General features: G+C 73.5%; 16 protein-coding genes. 15 read left to right on the plus strand and 1 reads right to left on the minus strand.

What is annotated here, in order from left to right:
• The first annotated feature begins 67 nt into the window (after window positions 1-67).
• From hisB to EV190_RS17645, 7 genes are all read left to right on the plus strand, one after another.
• Entirely contained in the window at window positions 68-661 is a 594-nt protein-coding gene (gene hisB, locus EV190_RS17620; RefSeq protein WP_133742686.1) for an imidazoleglycerol-phosphate dehydratase HisB, read from the plus strand.
• The gene (locus EV190_RS23510; protein WP_166655500.1) at window positions 661-819 is read left to right on the plus strand and encodes a hypothetical protein; all 159 of its coding nucleotides are present in this window, start codon (window positions 661-663) and stop codon (window positions 817-819) included. Before hisB ends, EV190_RS23510 begins: the two co-directional genes overlap by 1 nt.
• Before the next feature lie 82 nt (window positions 820-901).
• Window positions 902-1537, plus strand: a complete 636-nt coding sequence (gene hisH / locus EV190_RS17625; RefSeq protein WP_133742687.1) for an imidazole glycerol phosphate synthase subunit HisH — start codon at window positions 902-904, stop codon at window positions 1535-1537.
• A gap of 108 nt (window positions 1538-1645) precedes the next feature.
• Entirely contained in the window at window positions 1646-2383 is a 738-nt protein-coding gene (gene priA / locus EV190_RS17630; protein WP_133742688.1) for a bifunctional 1-(5-phosphoribosyl)-5-((5-phosphoribosylamino)methylideneamino)imidazole-4-carboxamide isomerase/phosphoribosylanthranilate isomerase PriA, read from the plus strand.
• Complete coding sequence (gene hisF, locus EV190_RS17635; RefSeq protein WP_133742689.1) at window positions 2380-3150, plus strand: imidazole glycerol phosphate synthase subunit HisF; 771 nt, start codon at window positions 2380-2382, stop codon at window positions 3148-3150. The genes priA and hisF overlap by 4 nt, the downstream gene beginning before the upstream one ends.
• Window positions 3151-3497: 347 nt before the next feature.
• The gene (locus EV190_RS17640; RefSeq protein WP_133742690.1) at window positions 3498-5417 is read left to right on the plus strand and encodes an ABC transporter ATP-binding protein; all 1920 of its coding nucleotides are present in this window, start codon (window positions 3498-3500) and stop codon (window positions 5415-5417) included.
• The gene (locus EV190_RS17645) at window positions 5414-7276 is read left to right on the plus strand and encodes an ABC transporter ATP-binding protein (RefSeq protein ID WP_133742691.1); all 1863 of its coding nucleotides are present in this window, start codon (window positions 5414-5416) and stop codon (window positions 7274-7276) included. The genes EV190_RS17640 and EV190_RS17645 overlap by 4 nt, the downstream gene beginning before the upstream one ends.
• Window positions 7277-7671: 395 nt before the next feature.
• Here the strand turns inward: EV190_RS17645 and EV190_RS17650 are convergent, their stop codons facing one another.
• A complete protein-coding gene (locus EV190_RS17650) occupies window positions 7672-8658 on the minus strand; it encodes an SIS domain-containing protein (RefSeq protein WP_133742692.1) in 987 nt (328 codons plus the stop codon).
• Window positions 8659-8822: 164 nt separating this feature from the next.
• Between EV190_RS17650 and hisI the strand changes: the two genes are divergently transcribed.
• The 8 genes from hisI (at window position 8823) to trpA (ending at window position 14366) form a co-directional block, all read left to right on the plus strand.
• Window positions 8823-9173 carry a phosphoribosyl-AMP cyclohydrolase gene (hisI, locus tag EV190_RS17655; protein WP_133742693.1) on the plus strand — a complete coding sequence of 117 codons (351 nt, stop codon included), beginning with the start codon at window positions 8823-8825 and terminating at the stop codon, window positions 9171-9173.
• Window positions 9170-9793, plus strand: coding sequence for a Trp biosynthesis-associated membrane protein (locus tag EV190_RS17660; RefSeq protein ID WP_243742643.1), 624 nt, complete (start codon window positions 9170-9172; stop codon window positions 9791-9793). The genes hisI and EV190_RS17660 overlap by 4 nt, the downstream gene beginning before the upstream one ends.
• Window positions 9793-10092 carry an HGxxPAAW family protein gene (locus EV190_RS17665; protein ID WP_133742694.1) on the plus strand — a complete coding sequence of 100 codons (300 nt, stop codon included), beginning with the start codon at window positions 9793-9795 and terminating at the stop codon, window positions 10090-10092. The genes EV190_RS17660 and EV190_RS17665 overlap by 1 nt, the downstream gene beginning before the upstream one ends.
• Window positions 10093-10321: 229 nt before the next feature.
• Window positions 10322-10678, plus strand: coding sequence for a CD225/dispanin family protein (locus tag EV190_RS17670; RefSeq protein ID WP_133742695.1), 357 nt, complete (start codon window positions 10322-10324; stop codon window positions 10676-10678).
• Between the two features lie 4 nt (window positions 10679-10682).
• Window positions 10683-11132, plus strand: coding sequence for a DUF2752 domain-containing protein (locus EV190_RS17675; protein WP_133742696.1), 450 nt, complete (start codon window positions 10683-10685; stop codon window positions 11130-11132).
• A gap of 214 nt (window positions 11133-11346) precedes the next feature.
• Window positions 11347-12153, plus strand: a complete 807-nt coding sequence (gene trpC / locus EV190_RS17680; RefSeq protein WP_133742697.1) for an indole-3-glycerol phosphate synthase TrpC — start codon at window positions 11347-11349, stop codon at window positions 12151-12153.
• A 168-nt stretch (window positions 12154-12321) separates the two neighbouring features.
• A complete protein-coding gene (trpB, locus tag EV190_RS17685; protein ID WP_133742698.1) occupies window positions 12322-13557 on the plus strand; it encodes a tryptophan synthase subunit beta in 1236 nt (411 codons plus the stop codon).
• Entirely contained in the window at window positions 13554-14366 is an 813-nt protein-coding gene (trpA, locus tag EV190_RS17690; protein ID WP_133742699.1) for a tryptophan synthase subunit alpha, read from the plus strand. The genes trpB and trpA overlap by 4 nt, the downstream gene beginning before the upstream one ends.
• Window positions 14367-14533: the final 167 nt, after the last annotated feature.

Here is a 14533-nt window from a genome sequence, read left to right on the forward strand (position 1 = left end):
GTGAACCCGTGACAGCGCCGTCACCGGACCCGCCCGCAGTACGAAGACAGAGAACCCGAAGGAACCCATGAGCCGCATCGGCCGCGTCGAACGCGCCACCAAGGAGACCAAGGTCCTGGTCGAGATCAACCTCGACGGAACCGGCGTCGCCGACATCTCCACCGGCGTCGGCTTCTACGACCACATGCTCGACCAGCTCGCCAAGCACGGGCTGTTCGACCTGACCGTGCGCACCGAGGGCGACCTGCACATCGACGCGCACCACACCATGGAGGACACCGCGCTCGCGCTCGGCGCGGCCTTCCGCGAGGCCCTGGGCGACAAGGTCGGCATCCGCCGCTTCGCCGACGCCAAGGTCCCCCTCGACGAGGCGCTCGCCGAGGTCACCGTGGACGTCTCGGGACGGCCCTACCTGGTGCACTCGGAGCCCGAGAACATGGCCCCGGTCATCGGCCGCGACTACGACACCACGATGACCCGGCACGTCTTCGAGTCGTTCGTCGCCCAGGCCCGCGTGGCCCTGCACATCCACGTGCCCTACGGGCGCAACGCGCACCACATCGTGGAGTGCCAGTTCAAGGCGTTCGCCCGCGCGCTGCGCTTCGCCTCCGAACGCGACCCCCGCGTCACGGGGGTGCCCTCGACCAAGGGCGCGCTGTGATGCAGGACCTCTGGGGCGTCCTGCTGATCGCCCTGGGCGGCCTCCTGGCCGGCGGCACCGTGGCGCTGTGGAAGACCGGGAAGCCCGTCGCCCTCGGCCTGGCCGCCTGCGCGGCCCTGGCCGTGGCGGGCGGGGTCCTGCGCCTCGACTACTTCTGACCGGGCCCTCCGCCGGACCCGGACACCGGGGCCGGCGGAGCGCGGCCCGGGACCATCTCGCACAGGAAAGGCGTGCTCGCACGTGCAGCCACGCGTCGTCATCTTGGACTACGGATCGGGAAACCTGCGCTCGGCGCAACGCGCCGTCGAGCGCACCGGAGCGGACGTCACCGTCACCGGGGACCCGCACGCCGCGCTGGAGGCGGACGGCCTCCTGGTCCCCGGAGTGGGCGCCTTCGACGCCTGCATGGCGGGGCTGCGCGCGGTCAGGGGCGACCGCGTCATCGGCAAGCGCCTGGCGGGCGGGCGCCCCGTCCTCGGGATCTGTGTGGGCATGCAGATCCTGTTCGAGCGGGGCGTCGAGCACGGCACCGCCACCGAGGGGTGCGCCGAGTGGCCCGGCACCGTGGAGCGCCTGGACGCCCCCGTCGTGCCGCACATGGGCTGGAACACCGTCGCGGCCCCCGAGGGCTCCGCGCTGTTCGCCGGGGTCGACGAGGGGGAGCGCTTCTACTTCGTGCACTCCTACGGCGTGCGCTCCTGGGGGATGGAGAGCGCCGACCCGTACCTGAGGCCGCCGCTGGTCACCTGGACCACCCACGGCGCCCCGTTCGTGGCGGCCGTGGAGAACGGACCGCTGTGGGCCACCCAGTTCCACCCCGAGAAGTCCGGCGACGCCGGGGCCCGGCTGCTCGCCAACTGGGTCGCGACACTTTAACGCGGCGCCCCACCCCACCGATGGTCTTGACGTCGGCGCCCCCCGGAACGGACACCACAGGGCGGCAACGTCGAGACCATCGTCTGATCGAAAGGTTTTCCGAGAACAATGGCCACCACCCTTGAACTCCTGCCCGCCGTCGACGTGGCCGGCGGCCAGGCCGTCCAGCTCGTCCAGGGCAAAGCCGGCTCCGGCGGCCGGTACGGCGACCCGCTGGCCGCGGCGACGGCCTGGCAGAACGCCGGCGCCGAGTGGATCCACCTGGTCGACCTGGACGCCGCCTTCGGGCGAGGCCACAACCGCGAGCTGCTGACCTCCATCGTCGGGCGGCTCGACGTGCGGGTGGAGCTGTCCGGCGGAATCCGCGACGACGAGTCGCTGGCCGCGGCGCTGGCCACCGGATGCCGCCGCGTCAACATCGGCACCGCCGCGCTGGAGAACCCCGAGTGGTGCGCCAGGATCATCGCCGAGCACGGCGACAGGATCGCCATCGGCCTGGACGTGCGCGGCACCACCCTGGCCGCGCGCGGCTGGACCCGCGACGGCGGCGACCTCCACGCGACGCTGGACCGGTTGGAGGCCGAGGGCTGCGCCCGCTACGTCGTCACCGACGTCAACAAGGACGGCACCCTCAAGGGCCCCAACCTGGAGCTGCTGCGCGACGTGTGCGCGCGCACCGGCAAGCCCGTCGTGGCCAGCGGCGGCGTGTCCAGCCTCGACGACCTGAAGGCCATCGCCGCCCTGGTGCCCGAAGGCGTCGAGGGCGCGATCATGGGGACCGCCCTGTACGAGGGCGCGTTCACCCTGGAGGACGCGCTGGCGACGGTGCGCGAGGCGGCCCGATGAGCCTGGCCGTGCGCGTCATCCCCTGCCTGGACGTGGACGCCGGGAGGGTGGTCAAGGGCGTCAACTTCCAGAACCTGCGGGACGCGGGCGACCCCGTCGAACTGGCCCGGCGCTACGACGCCGAGGGCGCGGACGAGCTGACCTTCCTGGACGTCACCGCCTCCAGCGGCGACCGCGAGACCACCTACGACGTGGTGCGGCGCACCGCGGAGCAGGTGTTCATCCCCCTCACCGTCGGCGGCGGGGTGCGCGCCCCCGACGACGTCGACCGGCTGCTGCGCGCCGGAGCCGACAAGGTCGGCGTCAACACCGCGGCCGTCGACCGGCCCGAGCTCATCCGCGAGATCGCCGGGCGCTTCGGCAGCCAGGTGCTGGTGCTCTCGGCGGACGTGCGCCGCGCCGCCGAGGGCGCCGCCACCTCCAGCGGCTTCGAGGTCACCACGCACGGCGGCCGCAGGGGGACCGGCCTCGACGCCGTGGAGTGGGTCCGGCACGCGGCCGAACTCGGCGCGGGCGAGATCCTGCTCAACTCCATGGACGCCGACGGCACCAGGGCCGGGTTCGACCTGGAGCTGATCCGCGCGGTGCGCGCGGTGGTGACCGTGCCGCTGATCGCCAGCGGGGGAGCGGGCGCCGTCGAGCACTTCGCCCCCGCCGTGGACGCCGGGGCCGACGCGGTCCTGGCCGCCAGCGTGTTCCACTTCGGGGAGTTCACCGTCGACGACGTCAAGGCCGACCTGAGGGCGAAGGGCCACCCGGTGCGCTGAGGAGGCCGGCGGAAGCCCCCGGCCGGGAGAACGAGGGACCGGCCGGGCGGGGGCCTCCACGTCGGAGGCCCCCGCATCGGGTGGCCCGGGAGCGCCGCCACGCGCGGCTCCCTCCGGAAACGGTGAAAGCGTTCCCAAAAGAACACGTCGGGACATAGCACATCCGCCCCTTTCGGGTACAGGCCACAAGTGGCCCCAAGCCGGTTCGGACCGGGGCGGAATAGCCGCCGCGCCCACCGTGCTGAAGCGATCAGGGCGGGCTGTCCCACCGCGCGGGTACCGTGTTGGGCCGGTGCGCCCGCCGCATCCGCGCGGTTCTTCTCACCACCGACGTAGCTGGGGGACGTATGTCACAGGGAGTCACCACTGCGAAACCGGCAGTGGATTCCCGGGTCTTCACCGAGGGGATGCGCGTCCTCTGGGTCGCGATACGCGCCGAACCGTGGGTGTTCGCCGTCGCGGTCGCGGGAGCCTCGCTGCACGCGGCCGTCAACGTCGCCTCGGCCTCGGTCCTGGGCGGCATCACCGAACGGGTGATCCTGCCGGCCTTCGAGCAGGGGCGGACCACCACCGCGGCGCTGGTCGCCGCGGTGGCCCTGATGATGGCCGTCGGGGTCCTCAAGGGCCTGGGCCTGGGCGCGCGCCGCCTCTACGCGGGACTCATGCAGTACCGGATGCAGGCCCGCCACCGGCGCGCGGTCGCCCGCAAGTACCTCGAACTCCCGCTGTCCTGGCACCAGCGCCACCCCGCGGGGCAGCTGCTGTCCAACGCCAACTCCGACGTCGAGGCGGCCTGGCAGCCGCTCGCGCCGCTGCCCATGGCCGTGGGCAGCGTCGTCATGCTGGTGATCGCCGCCGCGGCGATGCTCGTCACCGACCCCGTGCTCGCCGTCGTGGGGTTCGTGGTCTTCCCCGCGCTGGGCGTGGCCAACGTCGTCTTCCAGCGCCGGGTCACCCCCGCCGCCACCCGCGCCCAGACGCTGCGCTCCCAGGTCAGCGAGGTCGCGCACGAGTCCTTCGACGGCGCGCTCGTGGTCAAGACCCTGGGCCGGGAGGACACCGAGACCGAGCGGTTCACCCGCGCCGCCCACCGCCTGCGCGACGCCCAGATCCGGGTCGGGCGCATGCGCGCCGCGTTCGACCCGCTCCTGGAGGCCCTGCCCAACCTCGGTGTGCTCGCCGTGCTCCTGATCGGCGTGGTCCGCCTGGCCGACAGCGCGATCAGCACGGGCGACCTCGTCCAGATCGCCTACCTGTTCACCCTGCTGGCGCTGCCCGTGCGGGCCCTGGGCTGGGTGCTCGGCGACCTGCCGCGCAGCGTCGTGGGCTGGAAGCGGGTCAGCGCGGTGCTCGACGCCAAGGGGGGCACCGACCACGGCGAGGCCGTGCTGACCGGGGAGGACGGCCTGCGGGTGAGCGCCCACGGGGTCGCCTTCTCCTACGCCGACGCCTACACCGGCGAACCCGCCGACGACTCCGGAAGCGGCCGCGACCTGGACGGGTCCCACCACGAGGAGGGCGGCGCCCGTACCACCGTCCTGCGCGACGTGGACCTCGAACTCGCCCCCGGGCGGGTCACCGCGCTGGTCGGGCCCACCGGGGCGGGCAAGTCCACGCTGACCACGCTGCTGGTCCGCCTGGTCGACCCCGAGGAGGGCACGGTGCTCGTCAACGGCGTCGACGCCCGCGAGTACGCGCCGGGGGAGCTCTCCAACGCCACCGCCCTGGTCCCCCAGGGCACCTTCATCTTCGACGACAGCGTCCGCGACAACATCACGCTGGGCGCCGACATCGACGACGACGCCGTGTGGGCGGCGCTGCGCCTGGCGCGCGCCGAGTCCTTCGTCGCGGCGCTGCCCGAGAGCCTGGACACCCGGCTCGGCGAGCGGGGCGCGAGCCTGTCCGGCGGCCAGCGCCAGCGCCTGGCCCTGGCCCGCGCGCTGGTGCGAAGCCCCCGGCTGCTCGTCCTGGACGACGCCACCTCGGCGGTGGACCCGCAGGTCGAGGCCCAGATCCTGGGCGGACTGCGCGAAGCCGACCTGGAGGGCGCCACCGTCCTGGTGGTGGCCTACCGCAGGGCCACCATCGAACTCGCCGACGAGGTCGTCTACCTGGAGCAGGGCACCGTCCGCGACCGGGGCACCCACGCCGAACTGCTGGAGCGCTCGCCCGGCTACCACCGCCTCGTCACCGCCTACGAACAGGCTGCCGAGCAGCGCGCGGCCGACACCGCCGCCCGCACCACCGACCAGGAGGCCATCCGATGAGCGCCCCGGCGCGCACCCGCAGCGGCCGCGACGACGCGTCCGCCACCCCCCGCGCCGAAGCGGGCGCGGACGCCGGAGGGGGCACGCCCTCCGCCCTGCACCGGTCCGCCGACTCCGCGTGGGCCACTCTGCGCCGCGGCGTCGCCCTTTCCCCCGAGTTCACCCAGGGCCTGGCCCTGACCGTCGTGTTCGCGCTCGTCGCCACCGTCGGCAAGATCGTGGTGCCGATGGCCGTGCAGCAGATCATCGACAACGGCATGCTCGACGAGAACGGGGCCGACCTCGGCTTCGTCGCCCGCGCGGTCGCGGTGAGCGCCGCCCTGGTGCTGGTCACCGCCTTCTGCTCGTACGCGATGAACGCGCGCCTGTACAAGGCCACCGAGTCCGGGCTCGCGACCCTGCGCCGCAAGGCGTTCCGGCACGTGCACGACCTGTCGGTGCTGACCCAGAACAGCGAGCGCAAGGGCGCGCTCGTGTCCCGGGTGACCAGCGACGTCGACCAGATCAGCACCTTCATGCAGTGGGGCGGCATCCTGCTGATCATCAGCGCGGGCCAGCTCCTGATCGCCACCGTCCTGATGACGGTGTACTCCTGGCAGCTCACCCTGCTGGTGTGGGTGAGCTTCCTGCCGCTGCTGTTCGGCGTGCGCTGGCTCCAGAAGCTGCTCTCCAAGGCGTACCTGAAGGTGCGCGAGCGCACCGGCGAGATGCTCGGCGTCATCGGCGAGACCGTCGTGGGCGCGGCCGTCATCCGCGCCTACGGCACCGAGGAGCGCACCGCCGAGCGCGTGGACGCGAGCGTCCTGGCCACGCGCGGCGCCCAGGTCAAGGCCCAGCGACTGTCCATGGCGGTGTCCCCGTTCGCCGAGATCGTCGCGGCCTTCGCCTACTCGGCGATCATCGTCGCCGGTGTGTGGCTGGGGATCGCGGGCGCGCTCAGCGCGGGGGAGCTGGTGGCCTTCCTGTTCCTGGTGACCCTGTTCATCTCGCCCATGATGATGGCCACCGAGATCTTCAACGAGGCGCAGAACGCCATCGCGGGCTGGCGCCGGGTGCTCGGCGTGCTCGACACCGCCCCCGACATCGCCGACCCCGGCGCCGCGGGGCGCGAGCTGCCGCGCGGCCCCGTCTCGGTCGGCTTCGACCACGTCTCCTACGCCTACCCGTCCGGGCCCACGGTGCTCGACGACATCGACGTCGAGATCCGCCCCGGCCTGCGCGTGGCGGTGGTCGGCGAGACCGGCTCGGGCAAGACCACCTTCGTCAAGCTCCTGACCCGGCTCATGGACCCGGGCGAGGGGGCGGTCCTGCTCGACGGCGTGGACCTGCGCGAGGTGGCGTTCTCCTCGCTGCGCTCGCGCGTGGTCATGGTGCCGCAGGAGGGCTTCCTGTTCGACAGCACCCTGGGCGACAACATCCGCTTCGCCCGGCCGGAGGCCACCGACGCCGAGATCGACGCGGCGGTCGCCGAGCTGGGGCTGGGCGACTGGCTCGGCGGACTGGCGCACGGCCTGGACACGCCGGTGGGCCAGCGCGGCGAGTCGCTGTCGGCGGGGGAGCGCCAGCTCGTGGCGCTGGTGCGGGCCTACGTCGCCGACCCGGACCTGCTGGTCCTGGACGAGGCGACCTCCGCGGTCGACCCGGCCACCGAGGTGCGCATCCAGCGGGCCCTGGACCGGCTCACCCGGGGCCGGACCTCGGTCGCGATCGCGCACCGCCTGTCCACCGCGGAGGCGGCCGACGAGGTCTTCGTCTTCGACGGCGGCCGGATCGTCCAACGCGGCAGCCACGCCGACCTGGTCAAGGAGCCGGGCGTCTACGCCGACCTGCACTCCTCCTGGGTGCGCAGCTCCGCCTAGGGCGTGGTGGACGGATCATTCGGGGACTCTCGCCCACCAGAACGGGGCCCCTGCGGTGGAGACTCCCCGGGGAGTCTCCACCGCAGGGGTGGTTCGGCGTCGGGGGTCCGCCGGCCGGATCGTCGAGGTGTTCCTGCGCTCGGCGCGGTGACGCGGCGGTTCGAGGGCCGGTTCCGCTCTCGCTCGGAATGATCATGGGCTTTCTGCCCTTCCCGGCCCCGAAACGGGCGGAAAGCCCACGACCGTCAACGGAACCCTCACGCGACGGACATCATGGGCGCGGCCCCGACCCGCACCCGCCGTCGCCGCCCGCCGTGACCTCGCGATCCGCGTGGCGTGAGGCCGAACGACCCACCCGAAGCACCGGCGCCGAACCACCCCCGCGCCGGAGCCCCCTAGTCCTCGCGGCGTTTGGCCCACCAGCGCAGGGCCAGGAGCTCGCCGACCACGGGCTCGGCGAGCAGGCTCACGTCCGGGTCGCCGTCGCCGGGGTAGCGCAGGCTCATCGCCGCGCCCGGGACCTCGGCGCCGACCGCGACGAACGAGCCGCCCAGCGCACCCAGGTGCTCGGCGAAGCGCTCGTCGAACCGCGAACCGGTGAACAGCAGCGCGCGGTAGTCCTGGATCGCCGCCAGGTAGCGGTCGGTGTGCGACCACTCCCCGGTCTCGCAGGCGTGCGCGGCCAGCACCGGGCCGCGCCGCAGCGCCAGCGCGTCGAAGCGGGCCGAGGACAGCCGCTCGGCGGGTGCCACCAGCGCCAGGCCGTCGCGCCCGGCCAGCACCCCGGTGGCCTCGGGAACCCACACGGAGGCGCGCGCCAGCAGGTCGGTGACGGCGTTGGCCGCGCGGCGCAGCGTCGCCGAGGGGGTCGCCACACCCGGTGTCGAGGCGCCCAGCCGGGCGGCCAGGACCAGCAGCAGCGCCAGCGCCTGCTGGTACGCCACGCACTCCAGGCCGCTGCCGTCCGGGTCGGCCATGAGCGGAACCACCACGTCGGCGTAGCGGGCCTCGGGCGACTCGGGCTCGTCGGTCAGCACGATGATCGCCGAGGAGCGCGCGTAGCGTTCGAGCGCCTCGCACAGCTCTCTCCGCCCGCTGCCCAGCGCCACCGCCACCACCAGCGTGTCGGGCCCGCCGGGGGTGGAGAACGCCGCGGTCGCGGACTCGGCCGAGGCGCCCAGTCCCGCGCGGCGCATCCGCCCGGCGGCGGCCTGGCAGGCGTAGTACCCGGCGCCCACCCCCAGCAGCACGATCGCCGCGGGCTCGTCCGCCATGAGAGAGGGCAGCGCCGCGTAGGGGTCGCGGCGGGGCAGTTGGTCGGCCAGCCGGGTCAGGGCGGCGGCCTTGCCCGACAGCTCGGCGACGAGTCGCTTGGCGGTCACGGCTCTCCGATCTCTGGTTTCTCTCGCCGATCGCGAACGAACCCACCTTAGATCGTCGGTGCGGAGCCGTCGTCCGGCGGGACGCGGAGGGCCCGGCGGGACCTCCGCGCCGGAGGGCCCGTCCTGATGCGCGCCCGTGCCGGGGCGGCCGTAGGCTTGCGGACATGAGCACGAGCCCTCCCGACCTGGCCCCCGACATCGCCGCACGACTCAAGCGCACCCCCGACGGGCTGGTGCCCGCCATCGTGCAGCAGCACGACACCGGGGAGGTCCTCATGCTCGCCTGGATGGACGACGAGGCGCTGCGCCGCACCCTGGCCACACGGGCCGCCACCTACTGGTCGCGCAGCCGCGGCGAGTACTGGGTGAAGGGCGCCACCTCCGGCAACACCCAGCGGGTCGTCTCCGTCGCCCTGGACTGCGACGGCGACACCCTGCTGGTCGGGGTGGACCAGAGCGGCGCGGCCTGCCACACCGGCGCGCGGACCTGCTTCGACGAGGACCGGCTGCTGTGAGCCCCGCGACCGCCGTCGGGGAGCCCCCCGTGCGCCGCCGGGAGTACGCGGCCGCGCTCGCGCTCACCGCGGCCGGGGCCACCGCGCTGCTCGCCGCCTCGGCGCGGACCTGGGCGAGCGCCGAGGTGGCGACGGGCGGCGGGCTCGCGCCCGTTCCCGTCGAGCTGCCCGCCGCGGCGGTCGCCCCGGTCGCCTCGGCGCTGGGCTGGGCGGGTCTGGCCGCGCTGGCCGCGCTGTTCGCGACGAAGGGCCTGGCCCGCCGGGCCGTGGGCCTGCTGGTGGCGCTCATGGGAGCGGGCGCGCTGGCCGGCGTCGCCGTCGGCACCCGGCCCCCGGCACTGGCGGCCGCGGCCGAGCGGGCGGCCACCGCCGAGGGCGCCGTGGGCCCCGTCGCCCTGGCCGCGGCCTGGCCGGTACTGGCCGCCGCGGGCGCGGTGCTGCTGTTCGCCGGGGGAGTGCTCACCCTGCTCAGGGGTACCGCGTGGCCCACGATGAGCAGCCGGTACGATCGCCACAGCGCCCCGCGCGCGACCCGCGCCGACGATCCCGCCGAGCTGTGGAAGTCGCTCGACAGCGGGGCGGACCCCACTGATGAGAACGCAGATCCGAAGGAGCGTTGATGGCCGAGGAGCACCACGATGACCACGGCAACACCCTGTCCGCCTGGTTCCTGACCGCTTCCTGGATCGTGGTCTGGGCCGTGGCCGGGGCCGCGATCATCGCAGGCCAGAACCTCGTCACCTGGACGGTGGTCGCCCTGGTGGCCAGCGTCGCCTGCGCCGCGGTGGCGGGCGTGATGAAGAAGGCCGGCATGGGCCGCAAGGCGCCGCGCCCGGTCCCGATGACCCGTGAGGAGTACGAGGCCCTGCTGGCGTCCGCGCCGGTCGAGGACGCCCCCGCCAAGGCCACGGCTGCGTAACGGATCGGCCCCCGGCCCTGGTCCGGGGGCCCGTGCGGTGAGTAGATTGTGAGCTGACCGGTCATGGCCGTTCAGGCTGGATATCGCATTCACTGGAAAATCTGGCATGATTCGGTCTGCCCGCGACGCATGTGGAGTCGTGTTCCCAACCGTGAACCCCGTTGGTCGTTCTGCCCCCGGGCCGCGGCGCACCCTCTTTTGACCCGTCGTAAGGAAAGACGTACCGACTATGAGCTATGGTCCGCCCTCCGGCCCGCACAACCCCGGCGGCTACGGCCCGCCGCCCCCCGGCCCCTACTCCGGCGGCCAGCCGGCCGGCCAGCCCCCCAAGAACTACCTGTGGATGAACATCCTGGGCCTGTTCGGCTGCACGGTCATCGGCATCATCGGCCTGATCTTCGCCCTCCAGGTCAACAGCAAGTGGAGCATCGGCGACTACGCGGGCGCCGAGAGCTCGGCCAACACCGCCAAGATCATGGGCATCATCAGCCTCATCGGCTTCATCCTGGGTGCGATCTTCTGGGTGATCTACATCGTCTTCTTCGTGGTCCTCGCCGCGTCGAGCGCGACGTACTCCACGTACTAAGGACATGGCCGACTCATCGGTTCTGGCGCGACTACGGCGCCGCCTGCATCCCGCGGCGGCGCCGTTGGCGTTGGGCGCGCTGGGAGTGGCGGGCCTGGTGGTCGTGCACTTCGTCGACCCCAACGAGCCGGGGCACTACCCGACCTGCCCCTGGCTGGCGCTCACCGGGACGTACTGCCCCGGCTGCGGTTCGACCCGCGCCGTGCACGCTCTGACCAGCCTCGACATCGTCGGCGCGGCCCAGATGAACATCTTCCTGGTGGCCGCGCTCCCGTTCCTGGCGTGGGCCTACGCGCGCTGGGTGTACGGGTCCTTCCGGCCCCCGGCCCGGCCCCCGAGGCTCGTGCACCCGTTCTGGCTGTGGTCGCTGCTCGCCGGGATCGTGGGTTTCTGGATCGCGCGCAACCTCCCCTTCGGGGCGTTCCTGGCCCCCGGCGGAGCGCTGCCGACCTAGGGCCCGCAGGGGTTTCCCCGCTGATCTTGACCTTTCCGGGGTCTCGGAAGCGGTCGAGACCCCGGAAAGGTCAAGATCAGCGGGGGGACGGACATCGGGGCGTTGTGCGGAGCCGGTGACCAGGGTCCCACCAGGGGTGGATACGATCGGTGTGCACGATGGGAGTGAGCACTCTCACCCCAACCAGCCGACCATCAAGAGGGGGCCCTCTCACGTGAGCGTGCTCGACGAGATTCTCGACGGAGTGCGCGCGGACCTCGCTGACCGGCAGGCCGCCACACCCCTGGACCAGCTCAAGGAGCGGGCGGCGACCCTGCCGTGGCCCAAGGACGTGGTCGCGGCGCTGCGCAGCCCGGGGGTCCAGGTCATCGCCGAGGTGAAGCGCTCCAGCCCGTCCAAGGGCGCGCTCGCCGCGATCGCCGACCCCGCCGCGCTGGCCCGCGACTACGCGGACGGCGGCGCCTGCCTCATCAGCGTCCTGACCGAGCGGCGCCGCTTCGGCGGAAGCCTCGACGACCTGGCGGCCGTGCGCGCCGCCGTGGAGACGCCGCTGCTGCGCAAGGACTTCGTGGTCAGCTCCTACCAGCTGTGGGAGGCGCGCGTCCACGGCGCCGACGCCGTCCTGCTGATCGTCGCGGCCCTGGAGCAGGCCGCGCTGGTCTCCCTGGTGGAGCGCGCCGAGTCCCTCGGGCTCACCCCGCTGGTCGAGACGCACACCGCCGAGGAGGTCGAGCGCGCCCTCGACGCCGGGGCCACCGTCATCGGCGTCAACGCCCGCGACCTCAAGACCCTCAAGGTCGACCGGGACACCTTCGCGCGCCTGGCGCCGCTGATCCCCGACGACAGGATCAGGGTCGCCGAGTCCGGGGTGCGCGGTCCGCACGACCTGCTCGCCTACGCGAGCTCCGGAGCGGACGCGGTCCTGGTCGGCGAGAGCCTGGTGATGGGGCGCGACCCGCGCGGAGCCGTCGCCGACCTCGTCACCGCGGGCGCCCACCCGGCGCTGCGGGACAGGCACTGACCGTGCGCGCGCTCCGGACCACGCGAACCGCCGTCCTGACCGGGCGATGGTCCTAGGGAACCCGCGGGGGCTCTGAGAAGGAGACCGCGGGTTCCCGGCGCCGTGCCGTGACCTGAACCTTCACTTCGCGCGCCGCGCCAGTTCGCGCGGCTTTTGGAGATCCTGCAGATGAACACTGACGCACATCCCGTGCCGGACTACCTCGGGGAGGGCGGGCACTACGGGCGCTTCGGCGGCCGGTTCAGCCCCGAGGCCCTCGTCGCCGCCCTGGACGAGGTCGCCGCGGCCTGGGAGGAGGCCAAGTCCGACCCGGCCTTCCAGGCGGAGCTGAACACGCTGCTGGCCGAGTACACCGGCCGCCCCAGCCCGCTCACCGACGCCCGCAACTTCAGCGCGCACTGCGGCGGCGCGCGCGTCCTGCTCAAGCGCGAGGACTTGAACCACACCGGCTCGCACAAGATCAACAACGTGCTCGGCCAGGCCCTGCTCACCAAGCGGATGGGCAAGACCCGGGTCATCGCCGAGACCGGCGCGGGCCAGCACGGGGTGGCCACGGCGACCGCGTGCGCCCTGATGGGCCTGGAGTGCGTGATCTACATGGGCGAGGAGGACACCCGCCGCCAGGCCCTCAACGTGGCCCGCATGAACATGCTGGGCGCCGAGGTCGTCCCCGTCACCATCGGCAGCCGCACCCTCAAGGACGCCGTCAACGAGGCGTTCCGGGACTGGGTCGCCAACGTTGACACCACCCACTACCTGCTGGGCACCGTCGCCGGGCCGCACCCGTTCCCGTCCATGGTGCGCGACCTGCACTACGTCATCGGGGCCGAGGCGCGCGAGCAGGTCCTGGAGCGCACCGGGGCGCTGCCCGACGCGGTCGCGGCCTGCGTGGGCGGCGGCTCCAACGCCATCGGCGTCTTCGCCGCGTTCATCCCCGACGAGTCGGTGCGCCTGTACGGCTTCGAGGCGGGCGGCGACGGCGTGGGCACCGGCCGCCACGCGGCCTCCATCACCGGCGGCAGCCCCGGCGTCTTCCAGGGCACGCGCACCTTCGTGCTCCAGGACGAGTACGGCCAGACCGTTCCCAGCCACTCCATCTCCGCGGGCCTGGACTACCCGGCGGTGGGCCCCGAGCACGCCTGGCTCGCCGACTCGGGCCGCGCCTCCTACGCCGCCGTCACCGACGCCGCGGCCATGGAGGCGTTCCGGCTGCTGTGCCGCACCGAGGGCATCATCCCGGCGATCGAGAGCGCGCACGCCCTCGCCGGGGCGCGCGAGATCGGCGCCGAACTCGGACCGGACGCCACCATCCTGGTGAGCCTGTCGGGCCGCGGCGACAAGGACGTCAACACCGCCGCCGCCTACTTCGGGCTCACCGGCGACGAGGGGGAGCGGAACCGATGACCACCCTGCAGAGCAAGCTCGCCGAGGCCCGGTCCCAGGGGCGGGCCGCGCTGATCGGCTACCTGCCCGCGGGCTTCCCCGACGTCGAGTCCTCCGTCCGGGTCGTCCAGGCGATGGTCGACGGCGGCTGCGACGTCATCGAGGTCGGCCTACCCTACTCCGACCCCACCATGGACGGCCCCACCATCCAGAGGGCCGCGGGCATGGCGCTGGAGGCGGGCACCACGCCCAAGGACGTCCTCGCGGTCGTGCGGGCCACCGCCGCCACCGGCGCGGCGGCCCTGGTCATGTCGTACTGGAACCCCATCGAGCGGTACGGCGTGGAGGCCTTCGCCGCGGACATGGCCGACGCCGGGGGCTCGGGGGTCATCACCCCCGACCTCATCCCCGAGGAGGCGGGGCCCTGGATCGCCGCCAGCGACGCCGCGGGGCTGGACCGGATCTTCCTGGTCGCGCCCTCCTCCACGGACGCCCGCCTCAAGCTGACCTGCGACGCCTCGCGCGGGTTCGTGTACGCGGCCTCGCTGATGGGGGTCACCGGCACCCGCGCCAAGGTCTCGGGGACGGCCGAGCGGCTCGTGGAGCGCACCCGCGAGGCCACCCGCGACAGCGGGCTGCCGGTCTGCGTGGGCCTGGGCATCTCCAACGGGGCCCAGGCCGCGGAGGTCGCGGCCTACGCCGACGGCGTCATCGTCGGGGCGGGATTCTGCCAGCGGGTCCTGGACGCCCCCGACCTGGAGAGCGGCCTGGACGCGGTCCGCGCGTTCGCCGCCGAGCTCGGGGAGGGCGTGCGGGCGGCGGCTCGGTGAGAATCGGGTGAGATTCGGCGCCCGAAGACCTCCCGGTAGCCCTCCGACCGCGATCGGGGGGCTACCGTGCTGTTGGACCGACTGCGATCGCACCGCGATCCATCCCCGAAACAAATGTGATCGCGCCGCTACGCGCAGTAGGCTCTGTGTCGTTCGGGTGGCCCCCG

Origin of the sequence: Actinorugispora endophytica (assembly GCF_004363075.1) — a bacterium.
Classification (GTDB): Bacteria; Actinomycetota; Actinomycetes; order Streptosporangiales; family Streptosporangiaceae; genus Actinorugispora; species Actinorugispora endophytica.